Raw genomic sequence first — 19386 nt, 5'->3', positions numbered from 1 at the left:
AACCGGCCGGTGCGAACCCGATCACACACTTCGCCGCCATTGAGGCCAACACCAAGGTCAACTACCCGGCCTACCGCAAGCTGCGGATGCAGCGGACCGCCTTCCGGGGGCAGCCCGCCGCGGTCTGGGAGTTCACCTTCCGCGCAATCGACCTGGGCTGCGGAAGGGAGAGCGGCCGGGAGTACGACACCTACCTCTCCGCGCCGGAAGCCGAATGGGAGACCTACCGGCCGGTCTTCGACAACGGGAGGGACGAGTTCCGTTCGACCGGCTGACCGCTCGGCAACCGGAACCTGCGGCCGCTAAGTTGGGCGGCATGAGCAACCTTGACCGCGCGCCCGTACCGAGCGTGTGCGGTGGCCGCGGATTCGTCGTCGCCGAACCCGTCCGCGAGCTGCTGAGCCCCCGCCACGTGAAACTCGGCGAGTCGACGGAGGTGCGCCGGCTGCTGCCGAACCTCGGCCGCCGCATGATCGGCGCCTGGGCGTTCGTCGACCACTACGGCCCCGACGACATCGCCGACGAGCCCGGGATGCAGGTCCCGCCGCATCCGCACATCGGGCTGCAGACGGTCAGCTGGCTGCACCAGGGCGAGGTGCTGCACCGTGACTCGACCGGCAGCCTGCAGACCATCCGGCCCAGGGAACTCGGGCTGATGACCTCGGGCCGGGCGATCAGCCACTCCGAGGAGAGCCCCAAGTCGCACGCCCGGTATCTGCACGGCGCCCAGCTGTGGGTCGCGCTGCCCGACTCCGACCGGCACACCGACCCGAGGTTCGAGCACCACCCCGACCTGCCTGAGCTCACCGCGCCCGGCCTCAGCGCGACCGTCATCCTCGGCTGCCTCGACGGCGCGACCTCGCCCGGAACGACGTTCACCCCGATCGTCGGAGCCGACCTGGCGCTGACACAGGGGGCCGATCTGCGCCTGCCACTGGAGCCGGACTTCGAGTACGGCGTGCTGGCGATGTCCGGCGAGGTGCACGTCGACGGCGTTCCGGTGCTCCCGGGCTCGATGCTCTACCTCGGCTGCGGCCGCACCGAACTCCCGCTGCGCGCCGAGTCGGACGCGGCGATCATGCTCCTGGGCGGCGAGCCGTTCGAGGAGGAGCTGATCATGTGGTGGAACTTCGTCGCCCGGTCCCAGGATGAGATCGTACAAGCCCGCGAGGACTGGGAGAAGAGCACCCGCTTCGGCGAGGTGAAGGGCTACGACGGCGCACCGCTCCGGGCTCCGTCACTGCCGGATACACCCCTTAAGCCGCGCGGGCGGGCACGCTGATCTGCAAGAACGCGACCTACTGAGCAAGGCGGCCCAGGACCGCCAGGCTGCCCGCCTCATGGTGTTGATCATTGAGGCGGGCAGCCGTTGACGAGGCCGTCCGGACGATTCCGAGCCTCCCCGCGTTTCCAGGGTGTGGGCGTGTTTGAGCACCTGTGGCAGGACTAATGCTGACCCAATGCTGACTTTTGTGACGGTGCGTCAGAGGCGCGAGGACGCACGGGCTGGCGCAGTCCGACGTCGGCGCCGTCAGCCGGCACAGCGTCGGACGACGGACACCGACCTTGAAGCTCGTTTCAACTCGCTGATCAATGCCTCAAGGCCATGATGAGCACGTAGTCCCGGCGATTGTAGGGACCCTACAGCTCCGAACGCCGCACCCAGCGTGCTGCTCGATGTCCAGGTGACGTCCATGCCCTACAAAGCAAGGAGTCGGACAAGGCCGGGATCGCGACGTTCGTCATGCGCGGCAAGCAGTACCTCACCGCGCTGCGCGCCGAGGACCGGCTGCTGGTGCTGCAGACGCTGCACTGTTCACTAGTCAAGTCGTGTGTCGGAAACGAGGTTGTCGGGGTGTAAGTGGAGAGAGGTGAGCCCGACCGGCCGCCGCATGCTCCTGGACCACAGCGCCCTCGGCGACCTGCACGCGCTCCCCGAAGAAATACGGGACAGCGCCGCGGTGTCTAGCCGACATCCCCGAGCAGCTCGGGGCCGACCTGCGCGGGTAGGGACTTTTCGACGAGCGCGCACCGGTCGACGCATGAGGCTTGCGCGGAGAACGGCATGATCTTCGCTGCATCGGAGCACCCGGGTCGGTTTGGCCGAACAGGACTTGCCCGGGCCGAATGAACTGCTGATGCCAGCGGTCGACGGCTAACGTGTCCAGCGCCCGAGGAACTGCGCGAATCGGAGAAGGTGTTGACGGAACGGTCGAACGGACATCGCCCCACACTCGAGGACGTAGCGCGCCGGGCAGGGGTGTCGAAGTCCACGGTGTCCCGTGTGATCAACGGCGAGCCCAGAGTGCGGGCCGCGGTCGCAGAACGCATCCGACAGGCCGTAGCCGAACTCGGCTACGTACCCAACCAAGCCGCCCGAAGCCTGGTCACCCGCCGCAACAATGCCGTCGCCGTCGTTGTCACCGAACCGCAGAACCGGCTCTTCGTGGACCCGTATTTCGACTGCCACCTGCGAGGCATCCGGCACGAACTCGTGCAACAAGGAGCGCAGCCTGTGCTGTTGTTCATCGAGGAGCCGGACGACTATCCGCGCGTCGGAAACTTCCTGGGCGGCGGCCACGTCGACGGCGCCCTGCTGTTCTCGCTGCGCACCGACGACCCGTTGCCCGCCGTGGTCGAGCACATGGGCCTGCCCGCCGTCTTCGGCGGTCGCCCGGCCATCGGCTCCGGTCACCGCAGTCACAGCTACACGTACGTCGATGCCGACAACCGCGGCGGAGCCAGGGAAGCCGTCCGGCACCTCGTATCACTGGGACGCCGACGCATCGGAACCATCACTGGCCCACTCAACCAAGCCTCGGCGATCGACCGCCTCGATGGCTACCGGGACGTACTCCTCGACACCCCACCCCAGCTCGTCGCCGAGGGCGACTTCACGCTCCAGGGCGGCGCCGACGCCATGGCCGTGCTCCTCGACCGGTGCCCCGACCTGGACGCAGTCTTCGTCGCCTCGGACCACATGGCTTCCGGTGCCCTGCGCGTACTGCGCGAACGCGGGCGCCGCGTACCCGAGGACGTCGCGGTGGTCGGCTTCGACGACCTCGCGACCATCGCCGAGGTGACGGAGCCACCGCTGACCACCGTGCACCAGGACATCGAGGATATGGGGCGCCTGATGGCACGGCTGCTTTTCAAACGGACACCGCACGAGCCCGCGTCGCGAGACGGCAGTCCTCCGCTGTCCTCCGTGGTCACCCCGACACGTTTGGTCGTCCGGAATTCCGCCTGAGGGAACCGTCTGTACTCGAAGGGGCAGATCGCCGATCCCGTCGCGTGTCCCTGCCCGTCGCGCCACCGCGACTCTCTATCGACGACTTGGTATGGTGCGCAGGTTGCATCGCTTGGAGAGTTGTGGCAGCGCTCAAGGGGAGAGGGGCCAGGCGACGATGCAGGCGTCAGAGGTCCCGCGTGCGGTGGCCGCGGCCAGGTCGATCGCCTCATCACTTGGCCTGACAGTCGACGACGCGATCGTTCTTCATGACTCGAACAAGCTCACCCTGCGGCTGCTGCCTAGTGACGTCCTGGCCCGGGTGGCACCGGTAGCGCATCAGGTCGCACAGTTCGAAGTCAAGCTTGCTCAGCGGCTCGCCGGGTCCGGGTGCCCTGTGGCTGCTCTCGAGCCTCGAGTGGAGCCACGCGTCTATGAGCGTGATGGCTTCGTGGTCACGCTATGGACCTACCACGAACCCGTGACACCTCGAGAGGTCTCACCAGCCGACTACGCCCATGCCCTCCAGCGGCTGCACGCCGGCATGCGCAAGCTCGATGTCCCGACGCCGCACTTCACGAATCGAGTCGAGCAGGCCCAACAACTCGTGGCGAACCGCGACCACACTCCGGCGCTCGCCGACGCGGACCGAAAGCTGCTCGCCCACACGCTACGAAGCCTGAGACGAGCGATCGGCGAGCGCGGCAGCGCCGAGCAACTGCTGCACGGCGAACCGCACCCGGGCAACGTGCTCACCACGAAGAACGGGCTGCTGTTCATAGACCTTGAGACGTGTTGCCGTGGGCCCGTCGAATTCGACCTCGCCCACGCACCCGAAGAAGTCAGCGAGCACTATCCAGGTGTCGACCAGGACTTGCTGCGCGAGTGCCGGATCCTCGTGCTGGCGATGATCACAACGTGGCGCTGGGATCCGGACGACCAACTCCCAAACGGGCGCCAGCTGGGCGCAGAGTGGCTCAGCCAGATCCGCGCAGCACTCGATCGCAACGGCCTGGATACCCATGGCTGATCGCGGACCGGGATCTCCGCAGGCGGGAACCACAGGTCGCACTACACCAGTTCGCCAGGCTCATACGGCGTCCGTGAGGCCGGATCTGCCAGCAGGTGGTCGAGCTTGCGCCACGCGCCCGATCGCGCCCGCTTCCGCATAGGTCACCGACCCGGCGCCCCGGAGTAGCACGGTCCGCCAGCGCCGCCGGCACAGACCAGGTGTCGTGGGCTGGGCCAGCGGGCCGCCCAGTAGCAGCGCCTTCAGCGGTGCCGGCCCTGGTCAGCGCCGCAGGTCGCGCCGTCATTGATGTGCTTGGCGCCGTTCTCGCAATAATCCTGCCGGTGCCTGTGCTGTGCGTCGGGCTCCGGCCATGCGCAGCCCGAGCAGTCGATGCCGCTGGTCTGGCTGATGCTCAGCAGCGTAAGGGCGGTCCGCCGGGCCGACGTCTGCTGCAGCGAGTGGCGCAGCGCGTTCGTCACGGCGGGGAGACCGACCGCCCAGGTCTTTGGGGGGTATGACCGTCAGGTGGTCATCGGCCGGGTCTTCGGTGGCACCGATGCAGCGTGGCCCTGCTGCTGCTTTCACAGGCGTACGGGTGCTTTATCGGCCGGTGGCCGATGTCAGATGTCCGACCGTCCCGAATTCCGCCGTTCAGGCGGAAACCGTCGCCGGCTTCTCGATCTCGGTGGGCTCGCCGGCGAGTTGCTTCGACGTACCGCGGCCCACGAAGCCGTACGCCGCCCCAACGAGCAGGCCTCCGCCGACGAGGTTGCCCAGCCCCACCAGCCCCAGGTTGCGGGCGAATTCGGCCGCGGTGGCACCCGGTACGTGCTCGAACATGCCGAGCGCGTAGTAGGTCATGTTGGCCACGACGTGCTCGAAGCCCGAGCCGACGAACGCCAGCAGGCACCAGAAGATCAGCACCAGCTTGGCGCCGTCGGACCTGGTCCGCGCCGCCATCCACACGCCCAGGCAGACGAGGAAGTTGCACAGCACCCCGCGGAAGAACAGCGCCGCGCCCGACTCCGCCGACTTCGCCTTGATCAGGCTCGCCAGCAGGGCGAGCGCCGGGGCAGGATGCCCGGGGGTGGCACCGGAGGTGATGACACCGCTGCTGTGCACCAGCCAGGCGAACAGGACGGACCCGAAAAGATTACCCACGAACGAACCGACGATCAGCGCCACCGCGTTGGCGGCGGTGCAGCGCCGGGCGATGACTCCCTGCACCGTGGTCATCATGTTGCCCGTCGTCAGTTCCGCGCCGGCGAAGACCACCAGGGTCAGCGCCACGCCGAACACCAGCCCCTCGACGAGCTTCGTGTACGGCGACGAGGCGGCCAGCAGCGGTCCGGCGACCGTGAGCAGCAGCACTGCCGCAACCCCGATGAACGCACCGGCCAGCAGCGAGCTGACCAGATAGCGGCCCGGCCTGCGGAGGCTGTCGACCTTGTCGGCGGCCGCCTGTCCCTGCTCGGCGAGAGCCTGAGAAACGGAGATGGGCATTGCGTCACCTCATTGCGCTCATGTACCGGATGTTCGACGGATGGCCCTTACATTTTTCAACCCTAGTTCGAATGAAATACCCCAGAAGAAAAAAGAGTTCAACGTCACATTGCAGAGGCCGGCGGCAATCGAATTCACCTGACAGTCCTGACTCAATTTCATTCAATGGGATTTCCAATCTTGAGCAAAATGATGGTTTGGCATTCGCTCAGGGCCGCCGCGAGCCGTCGATCCGGTCGGTGGCAGGATGCGGGTCCGGTGGCGTTGCCGGTCGGCGGCCCAAACATCAGACGTGACGAGGGTGTGCCCCTGCGATCGGCCACCTCTGGGTCCCCGCCCAGGCGCGCAACGCGGACCGATCCGGCCCGGTCCGACAAACCAAGCCTGACAAAGAGGTGGTCAAAAGTGTCGTACTCGCGGAATAGCCGCAGCTCAGGCTGCAGTTAGCCCGGGCATGACGAAGACCGGAGACTACCGTGAGCCCGCGATTGTGAGGTGCCTGCTCGCCGCCTCGCTGGGAGCCGTCGAGGACGGGCTGTGAGCCCCGCGCGCGGTGAAGAGCATGCCCAGTCGTCGTCCGTAATCTCGCCGGCCTCCAACGCAGTGCCGTGATGCCCGCGCGCCCGCCGAACGGTCGCACCGCTTCGGCTGCGCAAACCCGGCCTGTTCTCCTCTCCCGCCATGACCGCACCCGCCACAACGGCCCAAACACCCTTGCAGCCCAACCGCTGGATCCGCCGCACCTCCGTTCCCGCCGCCCCTCCGGCCGCACCGCGAATCCCCCGCAGTGGACTGTGCTTGCGGTGGGCGGTGTATGAGATCACTGGGGTTCAGTCGACGTGACGGTCGTCAGGCGACGGTCGTGGTGGTGTGGACGATCTCGCCACCCACCACGGTGAGCTCGGAGCGGATTCCCGGAATGCGGTCCTCCGGCACGGCGAAGTAGTCCTCGCTGAGCACCGCGAAGTCGGCGTGCATGCCGGGGTAGAGACGCCCTCGACTGGCTTCCTCGAAGCTGAGCCAAGCGCTGCCCGAGGTGTAACACTCCAGCGCACGCTCCCGGGACATTCGGTGAAGGGCGACACGTCGCTGGACGCCATCCGCGGATTTCCCGCTGATCAGCCACCACAGCGACAACCAGGGATTGTGGGAGGAGGCGCGGGTGGCGTCGGTCCCGGCCGCCACGGGAATCCCAGCGGCGATCATGTCCGCGATGGGCGGGGTCGCGGCCATCGAGCCGTCGCCCCAGGCCGCCTCCGAGACACCGGCCTTGAACACCTGGTGGTCGTCCAGCACCACGCCCGCACCCAGTGCGGCGAGTCGCCGCAGGTTGGCCGGGCTGATGCGGTCGGCGTGGGAGAGCGAGAACCGCAGCCCGTGCAGCGGAATCCGGTCGTTGACCGCTTCCCAACAGGCCAGGATCCTGTCGATCGACTCGTCGAGCACCGCATGGATGTTCATGGGCCAGCCGCGTTCGGCGGCCCTGTAGGAGATCCGGTACAGCTCCTTCGCGGCAACGTCGGAGATCGAGAACTCCTCGAGCCCATCCATGTCGTGGCAGCCGTAGTGCACCACCTCACCGATGCCCTGGAACTGCAGCATCGGGTGCCCGAACCGCGGTGGAGTGTGCCGCATCCACTCCTCCAGCTGCTCGTATTCCTGCCCGGAGTGTCCCGCGGACAGGAAGAGCCGCATCCTCATCGAGAGATCTCCGTCGCGCCAGAGCGCGAACAGTGGTTCGTACTGTTCCGGTCCCATGCCGAACCCGCCGGCGTCGACGATTCCGGTCAGCCCGAGCGCGTGCAGGTCCGCGAGCATCACCGCGGTGGAGTGTCGTTCGCGGTCCGGTGTGGCAGAGGGAATCGCGCCGAGGATCCGGTTGAACGCGCCCATGCCGAACACGCGGCCGGTGAGCTCCCCGGTCAGAGGGTCACGCTCGAGGTGCCCCCCGACCGGGTCTGGGGTGGTGGCGTCGATACCGGTCGCGCGGAGCGCCGCCGAGTTGAGCACCGCGACCTCGTAGAGCGCCTGGACGTATACCGGGTGGTCGGGAGCGGCCGTGTCCAGCTCGGCGCGGGTGGGCTCCCGTGCTTCGGTGAACTGGCAGGGGTGCCAGCCGCCGACGACCCGGATCCATTCCCCCGGCCGCGCGGTCTCGATAGCGCCCTGGATCGCGGCAAGCGCCGTCCCCACGTCGGGAACATCCGCCCACTTGAGTTCGCTCGCCCAGGTCGCGCCGGCGCGCACGGCGTGCATATGGCCGTCGACCAGGCCGGGTATCACGCGGCGGCCGCGCAGGTCGACGGTGGTCGAGCGGGCGCCGGCCAGCGCGCGGATCTCCGCGTCGCTGCCGTACGCCATTACTCGGCCGTCGCGCACGGCCAGGGCCGTCGGTTCCTGTCCCTGGCGCCGCTCACCGCCCGGCCAGACCAGCCCGTTGACGAAGATCTGGTCGGCATGTGCGGAGTCGGGTGATGTGCTCATGAAACAACCTCGTTGTTGTTGATCGCGACGCCCGGACACGGGTCTGGGCCGGACACGGGTCTGGGCCGGAACAGGGCTGGCCGGGTACCGGCCAGCCCTGGACACGGTCAGCGGCGAGGCGGGGCCGCTGGCGCCGTGGTGGAACCGGGGCCGGAGAAGGACTCCAGCAGCCGGTCCCGGGAGATTCGGGCGTGCGCCCGGAGGGCCGGGAGGTCGTGCCCCGCTATCCGTCCGCCCTGCTTGACCACCCGGCCTGCGATCATCACGGTGTCGACGTTCTCGTTGTCGGCCAGGGTGATGGCCGCGGACACGTTGTTCACCGGCGACAGATTGGGCCGGTCGGTGTCGAGCAGGATGATGTCGGCCTGCTTGCCGGGGGTCAGCGACCCGATCCTGCTGTCCAGTCCGAGGGTGCGCGCACCTTCGATCGTGGCCATCCGGACCACGTCCCGGGTGGTGATCGTCAGCTCGGGCAGCGTCTCGTCACGGGAGAGCGCGGCGTGGTGCTGCCAGCCGCGCTCGGCTTCGAGTGTGCCGCGCATCTCGGCGAAGAGGCTGCCGCCCACGCCCGAGACGACGTCGATGCTCAGACTCGGCAACACCCCGGCCGCGCGCAGCCGCCCGGTCGCCGGATAACCATGCCCCATCTGCATTTCCACCCGCGGCGAGATCGAGGCATGGCCCCCGGTGTCGGCGATCAGCCGCAGTTCGGCGTCGGTGCAGGTGTTGCAGTGGACGAAGATCAGGTCGGGCCCCAGCAGGCCGCGTCGGTGCAGCTCGGTGATCGACCGCTGCTTGCCAAGCAGGCCGACGCCCACATGGATCGAGGTACGGATACCCAGACTGCGGGCCAGTTCGAGATCGGCCAGCGTGTCCTCGACCGGCCCGAACTCCGGGCCCATGCTGGCCAGCGCGAACGTGACCCGCCCGGCCTCCGAGGGGAAGTAGCGCTCACTCACCCGGGCGACATCGCGTGCGTACCAGTCGGCGGGCGGCCCTCCCGGGTTGCCGTAGCCGAACACCGCCCGGACGCCGGACTCCTGCAGTCCGCGCACTGCCTCGTCAGCGTGGTCCGGGCTGCGCATGATGTGCGCCCAGTCCATGACGGTGGTGATGCCGGCGTCGATGGCCTCGATCGCACCGAGCAGTTCGGCTACGTACACGTCCTCGGGGGAAAACCGCGGGCCGAGTTCCAGCAGCATGTGGTCGATGTACTGGCCGAGGGTCCAGTCCGCCGCGATCTGACGCAACGCCGCTTGCCACAGATGCCGGTGGGTGTCGATCAGCCCTGGCAGCACGATCTTGTCGGTGGCGTCGATGACGCGTACGTCCGTCGCGGGGATGTGCTCGGCGACGGCCACGATCGTGTCGTCTTCCACCAGCACGTCACCGCGGGGCAGTTCGCCGATCTGGGAGTCGACGCTGTAGACGGTGCCACCCTTGATAAGCGTTTTATGTGTCACCTTTGACCTCTGGTTCGCTACTCGAAGGGCTACGGCGTCATCGCCAGACGCGGGTGTCGGCGGGCACGTCGCCGACGGCGAGCACGGTGCCGGCAGTGACGATTTCGAAGGCGTCCGGGATGATGTCGGCGACGGCCTTCTTGAGCGGGAATCCGCTGCAGTGCATGGGAGCGACCAGCTTGGGCTCGTAGGCGGCGAGCGCCTTCGCCGTGTTGTTGATCCGGTTGGCGCTGATTCCGGGATGTCCGGTGTGGAACCCGCCGAGGACGCCGTAGAGCTGGTCGGTGCCGGTGAGGGCTCGCATGTGCTCGATCGAGCTGACCACGCCGCGGTGCCCGCACGGGTCGATGACGATCAGCCCGTGGCCTTCGACGTCGATGCCGAGGACCTGGTGGTCGTTGATGTCGTCCGCTTCCACGCGGCCGTCCGTGTGGACGCACAGGCGTCCGGCGGGAGCCTCGAACTCGAAGTCGGCGGTGGTCTGCATCTCGCCCGAGGTCCGCAGACCCGGCCCGAGCGGGATGGAGCCGCGCGCCTCCATCAGGTGACCGCCCGATTCCCGGATTCCCTCCCGCGTCAGCCCGATGTTGATCATCGGCAGGGTGGTGTACGGCTTGACGATCATCCGCGGGTTGAACGCGTCCGGATGCGCGACGACCGGGGTCGGATGCCCGATCGCCTTGAGGACTCCGTTGATGCCGCCGAAGTGGTCGGGATGGCCGTGGCTGAGTACGACCGCCTCCACCTCGTTCAGGTCCACGCCGAGGTGTCGCGCGTTGTGCAGCACCACCTCGGAGGTCAGTCCGGCGTCGAAGAGGATCGTGCTGGAACTGTTCTCGGTGAACGTCTCCACCAGGAAGCACAGCCCGTTCTCGGCGAGCAGTTCGCCGTAGCGGGAATTGAAGTGCTGATCCATGTTGTAGCGGCGCACCCGGGGGGTCGACGGCAGGAGGATGTCGATGAAGTTCTCGTCGAGAACGGTGATGCGGGCGCCGGCGCAGCGTGTCATGGTGTCGCCTTCCTCGGTGGTTACGAACGGCCTTCGGGAACGATGACGACGCGGCCGGAAACCCCGTCCGCCACCGCGCCATAGGCTTTCTGGCCCTCGTCGAGGCCAAAGCGGTGCGTGACCGGCAGCGGCCGGAAATCGCCACGCTCGAAGTAGGGGGTGAGCAGCGTCAGGCGCTCGGCGGACTCGGTGACGCCTAGCTTGCGGCTGTCCGCACCCAGCATCTGTGCCTCGCGGTGGTAGAAGTCCGGCAGGTTGATCTCCACCGTCTTCGTACCGACCGCGCTGATCACCACCAGCCTGCCCCGCTGGGCCAGCGAGGCCAGGGCGGAAGCCGTGGTGACCCCGCCGACGGCGTCGTAGATGACCTCGGCTCCCCGGCCACCGGTGTGCGCCAGCAGGGTCTTGGCCACCTCGGCCGAGTCCGGGACGAAGGGAACGAACTCGTCGATGATCTCCGCTGCCGGGGTGCCGTCGGCCGGGGCGACCCGGTCGACACCGAGCACCCGGGCCCCGCGCGTGCGGGCGATCTGGGCGACGGCGCCGCCCACCCCGCCGGAAACGCCGAAGATCACGACGGTCTCGTCCTTGCCCAGGTTCGCGAACTCGACGGCGCCGAGCCAGCCGATCACGAAGTTGACCCCGACCGCCGAGGCCTCCTCGAAGCTCAACGTCGTCGGCTTGCGGGCAAGCGCGGTGACCGGCACGCGGATGAACTCCGCGTGCGAGCCGTCCAGGGTGAAGCCGACGTCGCCGCCGGTGCCCCAGACCTCCACGCCGCGCCATTCCGGCGGACCGTCGACGACGACGCCGGCGAAGTCACGACCGGGCACGCGGGGCAGGACCGTGCCCTCCATGACGCCGACGACATTCTTCACGTCGGACGGATTGACCGAGGCGGCCCGGACGGCGACCACGGCGGTGTCCTCGGTGGCGAAGGGATCCGGCACGTCGACGACCTCCAGGACGTCGGGGCCGCCGAACCGGTCGAAATGTAGCGCGCGCACGCTGGGGTGTCCTTTCTGGACTGGTGATCAACGGGATGTGGGGGTAGCGCCATGGCGCCGGGTCGTCACCGTCGTTCGGGTTCCAGGACGAAGGTCCACTCGACGGTCTGGAACGGCTCGGTCATCTCCGTGCCGTCAGGCGCGGCCTCGCCGGCCTCGTGCTGGACGAAGTCGACCATCAGCGAGCGCTTGGTCTGGAACACGGCGTCCCGCTCCAGGTACGGGTCGTCGTTGCGGAACAGCATCGTGACCAGCGGTTCGTAGCCCTTGGCATGGAACCAGAAGTGGATGTGCTGGGGCCGCATCGGGGAGCGGCCGGCGCCGCGGAGGATCTCGCCGCAGGGTCCATCGGTCGGCACCGGGTAGTACCGCGGCACGATCGAGCGGTACCAGAACCTGCCATTGTCGTCCGTGGACAGCAGCGCCCGCATGGCCAGTTCGCCGTCCAGCTTCTCCGCCTGCTGCACGTCGTAGAAGCCGTCACCGTCGCTGTGCCAGGTGTCCACGTCCACACCGACCACCGGCCGCCCCTCGGGGTCCAAGACCGTGCCGCTGAAGAACAACGGCATGCCCTGGACACCGCCGGAGATGTCGGAGCCGTTCTCGGAGCGCGGCCGGCCCTCCACGTAGAACGGTCCAAGGAGGGTGGAGTCCGTGGCGAAGCCGTTGCCGTGATTGATCTGATCGACCAGCACGCTCAGGCCGAGGATGTCCGAGAGCAGCACGAACTCCTGGCGGGTGGGACTGGAGAGGCGACCAACCCGCTCCAGGAAGTCCACAGCGGTGAACCACTCGTCACTGGTCAGTCGGACCTCGCGGGCGAAGTCGTGCAGATACTGGACGAGGCTCACGAAGAGCTCGCGCATGCGCTGATCGGCCCCGGCGAAGGTCTCCTGCACAGCGGCTGTGATCGTTTCCTCGGTCAGATCGATCGACATCGCTTGTCTCCCTTCGGTCGCGTCGGTTACCGCGACTGGTGAGACCAGCGTGACTCTCGAATGTCATCTCGTCTAACGAAAGGAATAGATGAAACGTATCTCGAGGTGAGATGCTTCGAGTGTGGAACTTCGTCAGATGGAGTATTTTGTCGCCGTCGCCGAGGAGCGCAGCTTCTCTCGCGGCGCCGAACGGGTCCATGTCGTGCAGTCGGCGGTGTCCACAGCGGTCGCGAAGCTCGAGCGCGAGCTCGACATCCAGCTTGTGGACCGTTCCAGGAACCGCATCGCCCTGACCCCGGCGGGTGCCGCCTTCCTCGCCGAGGCCCGCAGCGCCCTCGCCGCGGCCCGGCGCGCGAAGAACTCAGTGGCCCAGTACCGGGAGCAGTTGTGCGGCACGATCGACCTCGGGACGCTGATGTCCTCCGGGCCGCTCGACCTGCCGGCCGTGCTGGGTCGCTTTCACACCGAATACCCCCTGGTTTCAATCCGCCTGCACCAAAGCATCGCCGGCACCGCCGGGCACCTCGCCGCCGTCGCGGACGGCTCACTCGACCTCGCCCTGGTCGCAGCCACCACGGCGCCGCCGCAGGTCACCCTTCGACCGGTCGCCCACGAACCCATGGTCCTGCTGTGCCGCCCCGACCACAGGCTCGGCGACCGCACCCAGATCCAGATGGCGGACCTCGCCGAGGAAACGGTCGTGCGGTTCGCTGCGGGCTGGGGCATTCGCCGCCAGACCGACGAAGCCCTCGCCATCGCCGGCATCACCGTGGACGCCCCCTACGAGGTGGCCGACTACGACACCGCCGCCGGGCTCGTCCGCAACCGGCTCGGCGTCACCGTGATGCCTGCCACGCCGGCCAGTCGCTACCCGGACCTCCGCGGCATCCCGGTCCTGCCCCTCATCACGTGGACGCTGGCGCTGGCGACCGCAGCCGAACTCCCCGCGTCGCCCGCGGCGGCGATGGCTGACACCCTCCTCAGAGCGTGCGCACTCCGAGCTGATGGTCCCGTCGACCGCGCAGGCCGCTGACGTGCTGCGCTGCGGCCGGATCAGACGCCGGCGACGTTCCGGCGCACAGCCTCGCCGTCCGTGGAAGCGTGCCCTCGCACCGTGTCCGGCGCCTACATACTGACCGGCGTGGGCAAAACCGCAGGTAGTGACCTCGCCACTGCGCAGCACCCCGCGACGCGGTGGTGATCAAGGACTACGGGGCGTCCCGTGCGCCCGTTCACCTGCCCCGACTCGGGGCGGCGAAGCCGCCCCGAGTCGCTGACCGGCGACGCTAAGCGTGCGGTTGCAGTATCAACCGGCGCGTTCCCGCACCCGCCACAACGGACGCCGCCCCCCCCCCCGCTCGTCGGGTCGGCCCTTCTGATCGCGGACGCCGGACCGAGTACTCCCGCGCACCGCCAGAGGCGTTTGTCAGGGGCCGGAGCCGTGCGTTCGGCAGGGGGGCAAGGGCACGGAGTTCGCTGCCTCTAGCACCTCCTCCACCTCCGCGCTGCTTCCGGCCGCGGTCGGTGCTGGTCTGGTCGCCGTGGCGGGCGGCGGGCCGTCAACCGCCGGGTCCGCCGCAAGAGCGGTGCCAACGGCTGACGGATTCGCCCATCAGCAACCGGGGCGCCCCCTTCCGCCGGAGGGGGCGCCGCGGCGTATATCCGGCAGCGGTCGTCGGACACGGACGCAGGCACACCGGGAGCCGGCCCGGTCGGCGACCACGAGCAGCCGTCGCCCTGGCGACGGGCTCCGCGAAGCCCCGTGCGGTTCAGCCGCGTGCATGTCGACACACCCGCTGCCTGCCGTCAGTCGGTGCTTTCGGCCAGGGTGTCCCGTACCACGCGTGCGGCGCGCTCCGCGTCCGCCCGCGAGACGTCGAGGTGAAACACGAACCGGAAGTACGGCCGCCCACCCGTGCACAGCACACCCCGGGCCGCCAGCCGCTCCACCAAGTCCTGCGGCGTGGCCCCTGCAACGGTCCGCGCGAACACCATGTTGGTGCGCGCCGCGCCGACCTCCAGCCCCGGCACTCCATCGAGCGCCTCGGCGAACAGTGCGGCGTTCGCGTGGTCCTCGGCCAGCCGCTCGACGTGGTGATCCAGCGCGTACGACGCGGCGGCTGCCAGTACTCCCGCCTGTCGCAAGCCGCCGCCCAGTACCTTGCGCCACCGCCGGGCCTCGCCGACGAACTCCCGCGAACCGAGCAGCACCGAACCCACCGGCGCCCCCAAGCCCTTGCTGAAGCACACCGACACGCTGTCGAAATGCTCCGCGATCTTCCGCGCCCCGTCGTACGGATCGCCGCCACCGGCCACCGCGGCGTTGAACAGCCTGGCCCCGTCCAGATGCGACGCCAGTTCGTGCTTGCGGGCCAGAGCCGTGGCCGCCTGAAGATAGTCAGGGGCGAGCACCGTTCCGCCGAAGGTGTTCTCCAGACACAGCAACCGGGTCCGCGCGAAATGCGGATCGTCCGGCTTGACCGCCGCCTCGACGTCCGCCAGGTCGAGCGTCCCGTCCTCCTGGTGCGGCAAAGGCTGCGGCTGGATCCCGCCGAGCGCGGCCGCCCCGCCGCCCTCGTGGCTGTAGATGTGTGCGTCCCCTCCCGCGATGTACTCGTCGCCCCGCCCGCAATGACTGAGCAGTGCGCACAGGTTGCTCTGGGTGCCTGACGAGACGAACAGCGCGTCCGGGAAGCCGAGCAACTGCGCCACCCGCTCCTGGAACGCATTCACGGCGGGATCGTCGCCGAACACGTCGTCCCCCACGTCGGCCCGCGCCATGGCATCGCGCATCGGATGGGTGGGCCGGGTGACGGTGTCGCTCCGCAGGTCTATGACATTGTTCATGCCCCTTTCCTACCGGGGCACCGCCTTGCGGCCATCGGCCGGGGGGGGCAAGCACGTGCGTCCTGCGGGCGTGGCGATGATCGCGACAACGGCCGTGTCACCGCGCCGGCTGTTCGAGAACCCGGTGCCGAGACGGTCAGTATCCAAGTGTCGACTGGACCGCCAGCGCAGGATGTCTGGCGCGTCGCAGGTCGTCCCAGCACCTCATGAAGTCATGGACGACGTCCTCGTCGTACGTGATGCCTGCGGAGTGGCTTGTGATCGTGGTGCGCGGCAGGCTCCAGCAAGCGGCGTCGCGGGCTCGGCCTGTCGGCGAGCCCGACGTTGGTGGCCGCACAGTCGGTCGTGACCTGGGAGCGGCGCGGCGTGGTGACGGCGACCAACATGTTCAGCCGGTCGCTGGGCAGCGCGGCCGGCGCCGCGGTGTTCGGCGCGATCGCCAACGCGACCCTGGCCGCACGCTATGCCCACCCGCCGGCGGCTGTGGCGGGCAAGCTGTCCGGCAGTGTGAACGCCACCAGTCTGACCTTCGGTGCCGCGCCGAAGTCCCAACTTCCCGCGGTGGCACGGTTCCTGCGCGACTCGCTGTACCAGGCCACCCACCATGTGTTCCTCGGACTGATCGCGCTGGCGCTGTCCGGGATCGGCGCGCTGCTGGTGATGCCGCGACGCAGCGAAGCACTCAGCTTCGACTGATCTCGGGTGGCCCGCGGTGTGCCTGCCACGGCCAGCGTGTTGAACGGGACCTTATGCACCGCCGGACGGGCGCAGAGTGCCGACTCGCCCATCCGGTCGGGGATGCCCTGATATCCCGGAATATCCGGAAGCAGGAACAGTACCGGGTATGACGGGTTTCACGTTGCGCCCGCTTGGGTCAGTCGCCAAGATCAGTTTGTCAGCGTATTCAGCAGGAAGGGCATGCCGTGCAGGTTTCCCTGGTGACTCTCAAGATCAAGTCGGACCAGCGCCCGCAGTTTCTCGCGGCCGTTGAGGACAACGCCACCTGCTCGGTACGTGACGAGCCTGGGTGCCTGCGTTTCGAGGCCTTCCAGGACACCACCGACCCGGACACCTACCACCTCGTTGAGGTCTTCCGGGACGAACAGGCGGTGGCCGCGCACCGCGAAACCGCTCAGTACGCCCGGTGGGCGAAGGCATCGCGAGAGTTCCTCGCCGAGCCCCTCACCGTGGTGCAGGTGCGTGACGTCCTGCCGCTGACCCTGCCGTCCTGAAGCTCCTGCTGAGAGATGTGCGGACCTTGCGACGACATCCTTGTCACACCGGGTTGTTCAGCGCTGTCAGTAGTGGATGGCGCCGAGAGCGCCGCCGCCCGCGGCCAGAGCGTCGCCGTTGAGGGCGATGCTGAGGGGGCTTGCCAGGAAAGCCACCACGGACGCCACCTCCTGGGAGGTGACCAAACGGCCGATGGACACCTTCGCTGCCAGCTCCCGCTCGGCCGCCTCGGCACTGACACGCCGGGATTCCGACGACTCCGCGATCATCGCGTCGACGCGCTCTGTACGGGTGAGCCCGGGGTGGACGGTCACCACGTTCACACCCTTGGGGCCGAGCTCGTCCGCGAGGTTCTTGCTCATCGCGGCCACCGCGACGTTGCGCACCGAGCCCACCACAGACCCGGTCTGACGGGCCGCGAGGCCGCTGATGTTGATGATCCGGCCCCAGCCTTGAGCGATCATGTGCGGTGCGAAGGCGCGTGCGGTGCGCAGGTACCCCTGCACCTTGACGTTGATCTCGTCCCCGAGGCTGCCCTCGGAGAAACCGCCGCTGTTCACATTGGCCGCGGCGTTCACCAGAATGTCCGCGCCGCCGAGTCGTTCGACGACCTCCCGCGCCATGGCAGCCACCGAGGTGCTGTCTCCGGTGTCAGCGACGACGCCGATTACCTGGCGCCCGGTTGCTGAGGCGAGTGCATCCGCCGCCGCATCCAGAACGTTCTTGTCACGGGCGACCAAGGCCACGTCCGCGCCCTCGGCGGCGAGCGCCCGGGCGCTCGCCAGTCCGATGCCGCGGCTTCCACCCGTGACGATGGCGCGCCGTCCGGTCAGTTGCAAGTCCATGGAATACCTCTCCGCGACCGGCGGCGAGGCTTTCTGCTTCCCGCCTGACACCGGCAGCCTGTTGAGTAGTTGGCGCCTGGCGTCAACGGCGGTGGCGGGGACGGTTCCGTCGCTGACGCCACGTTTCAATCCCGGCCCCGGTGCAAACGGCGCAGGGCACCGGCAGAGCTCCAGTCCCGCGCAGACCCGGGCGATCCGCCTCCGACGAGCACCGGGAGGAGGCCGACCCCCGTCCCGGGTCCGTGCAGCGCGCGCACCGGGGCGGCAGCCGACGCTCGCTTGCACCCGGCAATGCCCCTGCTTACAGAAGCACACGCGACATCCCGCAGCAGATCAACCAAGCTGAGTCTTCAGGAAGTCGAGCGTACGGTCCCAAGCCAGCTTCGCCGACTGGGCGTGGTACGTCTCACGGCCGTCATTGAAGAACGCATGGCCCGCCGGGTAGAGGTGGAAGGTCGGCTCGATTCCCGACTGTTGCTCGACAGCGGTGCGCAGCTGTTCCAGTGACTCCACCGGAACCGTCTCGTCGGACTCGCCGTAGTGCCCGAGCACCTGAGCCTTGAGCCCGGAGAAGTCCGGCAGCGCCCCCGGGATGACGCCGTAGAAGGGAACGGCCGCCACCACGCGCGGATCACGGGCGGCAAGGGCGAGGACGAAGCCGCCGCCCATGCAGAACCCGACCGTGCCCACACCGGCACTGGTGACTTCCTCCTGTGAGAGCAGGAAGTCCACGGCGCCAGACAGCAACTGCGCGCCGCGCTCAGTGGGAAGTTCGGACATCATGCGGTACGCCTCGGCGGCGTCATGGGCCACACTTCCCCCGTAGAGATCGGGGGCGAGTGCCACGAACCCGGCCTTGGCGACGCGGTCGGTGATGTCGGCAATGTGATCGGTCAGGCCCCACCACTCCTGGATGACGATGATGCCGGGCCCGCGGCCGCTCGGTGGCAGAGCCAGGTAGCCGTGGGCGGTGCTGCCCGCGCTCGGGAAGGTGACGTTCTGACGGGCGGGGATTGAGGACACTGGGGGCTCCTGTACATCGACGATCTCGTGTTCCAACGCCTACTCAACGCGCCAACCGCCGACAAATGTTGCTGTAATAGCACTTTTCACACCAATCTCGAACATTTGTTACACCGACCTCGCGAGAGCGGCTGGCCGGACGGCTGCCCGTCGCCGTGCCGTTCGCGGGAGCCTCGACCAGTGGTCCGACGGCACGATCGGCATTCGAACCGCGGAACCCTGAGCCCACTCATTGGCGTCGGTCGTCGAGGTCACTCTCCGAGTCGCTGTCGGTTGTCGTCCGTTCGACGCCAGAGCCCGTCGAAGGCACCGCGGGCGTAGGCGGAGCGGACTCCGTGATCGCGGCCGGACGGGCTGCGGAGCCCGCGTCGTGAGGGAGCCCGAAGGTCTGCCGTCCGGACAGGCAGGTGATGAGGACCATGACCAGCCAGGTCACGCGGTACGGTGCGGTGGTGTGCCCGGCGGCGCCGGGCAGGACCTGGGCTGCCCGCATAACGAGCGCGGCGACGCCGACGCCGAGGCCGGCGGCCAACTGCTGCGCCGGCCAGGGTGTTGGCTGCGGACAGGATGTCCGGGCCGACGTCGGCGAACTGCAGGGTGTTGTATGCGGAGAACCCGGTCGACCGAAAGACACCGCCGGCCAGCAGGACCAGTGCCGTCAGCCACAGCGGTGTGCCGGACGACAGGGCCGCACAGCCGACGAAGCTCACCGCGAGCCCGACGGTGCTGTCTAGTTAGATACTGTCCCGCGGCGCGGAATCATTCCCTGCCCGCACGACGTCCTCAGCGCATG

The 19386-nt window shown here is 68.4% G+C and carries 16 protein-coding genes and 2 pseudogenes; 7 read left to right on the top strand and 11 right to left on the bottom strand.

All coding sequences use genetic code 11. The features are described 5' to 3' along the window. Window positions 1-86: 86 nt before the first annotated feature. From ABZ396_RS32500 to ABZ396_RS32485, 4 genes are all read left to right on the top strand, one after another. Window positions 87-275, top strand: coding sequence for a hypothetical protein (locus tag ABZ396_RS32500; RefSeq protein ID WP_358918378.1), 189 nt, complete (start codon window positions 87-89; stop codon window positions 273-275). A gap of 41 nt (window positions 276-316) precedes the next feature. Continuing rightward, a complete protein-coding gene (locus ABZ396_RS32495; RefSeq protein ID WP_358918380.1) occupies window positions 317-1282 on the top strand; it encodes a pirin family protein in 966 nt (321 codons plus the stop codon). Between the two features lie 918 nt (window positions 1283-2200). Next, window positions 2201-3250, top strand: a complete 1050-nt coding sequence (locus ABZ396_RS32490) for a LacI family DNA-binding transcriptional regulator (protein ID WP_358918382.1) — start codon at window positions 2201-2203, stop codon at window positions 3248-3250. A gap of 157 nt (window positions 3251-3407) precedes the next feature. Next, the gene (locus tag ABZ396_RS32485) at window positions 3408-4259 is read left to right on the top strand and encodes an aminoglycoside phosphotransferase family protein (protein WP_358918384.1); all 852 of its coding nucleotides are present in this window, start codon (window positions 3408-3410) and stop codon (window positions 4257-4259) included. A 272-nt stretch (window positions 4260-4531) separates the two neighbouring features. Here ABZ396_RS32485 and ABZ396_RS32480 read toward each other — a convergent pair. The 7 genes and pseudogenes from ABZ396_RS32480 to ABZ396_RS32450 form a co-directional block, all read right to left on the bottom strand. Continuing rightward, window positions 4532-4799 (bottom strand): annotated as a pseudogene (locus ABZ396_RS32480) (hypothetical protein); the annotation flags it as partial. A gap of 93 nt (window positions 4800-4892) precedes the next feature. Next, complete coding sequence (locus ABZ396_RS32475; RefSeq protein WP_358918386.1) at window positions 4893-5744, bottom strand: formate/nitrite transporter family protein; 852 nt, start codon at window positions 5742-5744, stop codon at window positions 4893-4895. Between the two features lie 849 nt (window positions 5745-6593). Further along, window positions 6594-8228: an amidohydrolase gene (locus ABZ396_RS32470; RefSeq protein ID WP_358918388.1), complete on the bottom strand. Its 1635-nt coding sequence runs from the start codon at window positions 8226-8228 to the stop codon at window positions 6594-6596. Window positions 8229-8335: 107 nt separating this feature from the next. Continuing rightward, window positions 8336-9691 carry an amidohydrolase family protein gene (locus tag ABZ396_RS32465; protein WP_358918389.1) on the bottom strand — a complete coding sequence of 452 codons (1356 nt, stop codon included), beginning with the start codon at window positions 9689-9691 and terminating at the stop codon, window positions 8336-8338. 37 nt (window positions 9692-9728) lie between these two features. Continuing rightward, window positions 9729-10700, bottom strand: coding sequence for an MBL fold metallo-hydrolase (locus ABZ396_RS32460; protein WP_358918390.1), 972 nt, complete (start codon window positions 10698-10700; stop codon window positions 9729-9731). A 20-nt stretch (window positions 10701-10720) separates the two neighbouring features. Then, window positions 10721-11707, bottom strand: coding sequence for a zinc-binding alcohol dehydrogenase family protein (locus ABZ396_RS32455; protein ID WP_358918392.1), 987 nt, complete (start codon window positions 11705-11707; stop codon window positions 10721-10723). Between the two features lie 65 nt (window positions 11708-11772). Continuing rightward, window positions 11773-12645 carry a dioxygenase gene (locus ABZ396_RS32450; RefSeq protein ID WP_358918393.1) on the bottom strand — a complete coding sequence of 291 codons (873 nt, stop codon included), beginning with the start codon at window positions 12643-12645 and terminating at the stop codon, window positions 11773-11775. Between the two features lie 136 nt (window positions 12646-12781). Between ABZ396_RS32450 and ABZ396_RS32445 the strand changes: the two genes are divergently transcribed. Beyond that, on the top strand, window positions 12782-13678 hold the full coding sequence (locus ABZ396_RS32445; RefSeq protein WP_358918395.1) for a LysR family transcriptional regulator: 897 nt from the start codon (window positions 12782-12784) through the stop codon (window positions 13676-13678). Between the two features lie 773 nt (window positions 13679-14451). Here the strand turns inward: ABZ396_RS32445 and ltaE are convergent. Together ltaE and ABZ396_RS32435 are read right to left on the bottom strand one after the other, a co-directional pair. Next, on the bottom strand, window positions 14452-15492 hold the full coding sequence (ltaE, locus tag ABZ396_RS32440) for a low-specificity L-threonine aldolase (RefSeq protein ID WP_358918396.1): 1041 nt from the start codon (window positions 15490-15492) through the stop codon (window positions 14452-14454). A gap of 136 nt (window positions 15493-15628) precedes the next feature. Continuing rightward, window positions 15629-15775 (bottom strand): annotated as a pseudogene (locus ABZ396_RS32435) (D-2-hydroxyacid dehydrogenase); the annotation flags it as partial. A 44-nt stretch (window positions 15776-15819) separates the two neighbouring features. Here ABZ396_RS32435 and ABZ396_RS32430 point away from each other — a divergent pair. Further along, window positions 15820-16188, top strand: coding sequence for a hypothetical protein (locus tag ABZ396_RS32430; protein WP_358918398.1), 369 nt, complete (start codon window positions 15820-15822; stop codon window positions 16186-16188). A 242-nt stretch (window positions 16189-16430) separates the two neighbouring features. Then, window positions 16431-16724 carry a putative quinol monooxygenase gene (locus ABZ396_RS32425; protein ID WP_358918400.1) on the top strand — a complete coding sequence of 98 codons (294 nt, stop codon included), beginning with the start codon at window positions 16431-16433 and terminating at the stop codon, window positions 16722-16724. A gap of 66 nt (window positions 16725-16790) precedes the next feature. Here the strand turns inward: ABZ396_RS32425 and ABZ396_RS32420 are convergent, their stop codons facing one another. Then, window positions 16791-17699: an SDR family NAD(P)-dependent oxidoreductase gene (locus ABZ396_RS32420; protein WP_358918401.1), complete on the bottom strand. Its 909-nt coding sequence runs from the start codon at window positions 17697-17699 to the stop codon at window positions 16791-16793. 204 nt (window positions 17700-17903) lie between these two features. Beyond that, window positions 17904-18593 carry a dienelactone hydrolase family protein gene (locus tag ABZ396_RS32415; RefSeq protein WP_358918403.1) on the bottom strand — a complete coding sequence of 230 codons (690 nt, stop codon included), beginning with the start codon at window positions 18591-18593 and terminating at the stop codon, window positions 17904-17906. Window positions 18594-19386: the final 793 nt, after the last annotated feature.

It is taken from the genome of Streptomyces sp. NPDC005866 (genome assembly GCF_040629895.1).
In the GTDB taxonomy this organism is placed as follows: domain Bacteria; phylum Actinomycetota; class Actinomycetes; order Streptomycetales; family Streptomycetaceae; genus Streptomyces.
This window is presented reverse-complemented; position numbering and strand designations above follow the sequence as displayed.

Bases quoted from the DNA above. Each gene is read 5' to 3' on its own strand.
- ABZ396_RS32450 (WP_358918393.1), bottom strand. From the start codon at position 12,645: ATGTCGATCGATCTGACCGAGGAAACGATCACAGCCGCTGTGCAGGAG.
- ABZ396_RS32460 (WP_358918390.1), bottom strand. From the start codon at position 10,700: ATGACACGCTGCGCCGGCGCCCGCATCACCGTTCTCGACGAGAACTTC.
- ABZ396_RS32500 (WP_358918378.1), top strand. From the start codon at position 87: ATGCAGCGGACCGCCTTCCGGGGGCAGCCCGCCGCGGTCTGGGAGTTC.
- ABZ396_RS32470 (WP_358918388.1), bottom strand. From the start codon at position 8,228: ATGAGCACATCACCCGACTCCGCACATGCCGACCAGATCTTCGTCAAC.
- ABZ396_RS32445 (WP_358918395.1), top strand. From the start codon at position 12,782: ATGGAGTATTTTGTCGCCGTCGCCGAGGAGCGCAGCTTCTCTCGCGGC.
- ABZ396_RS32485 (WP_358918384.1), top strand. From the start codon at position 3,408: ATGCAGGCGTCAGAGGTCCCGCGTGCGGTGGCCGCGGCCAGGTCGATC.
- ABZ396_RS32475 (WP_358918386.1), bottom strand. From the start codon at position 5,744: ATGCCCATCTCCGTTTCTCAGGCTCTCGCCGAGCAGGGACAGGCGGCC.
- ltaE (WP_358918396.1), bottom strand. From the start codon at position 15,492: ATGAACAATGTCATAGACCTGCGGAGCGACACCGTCACCCGGCCCACC.
- ABZ396_RS32495 (WP_358918380.1), top strand. From the start codon at position 317: ATGAGCAACCTTGACCGCGCGCCCGTACCGAGCGTGTGCGGTGGCCGC.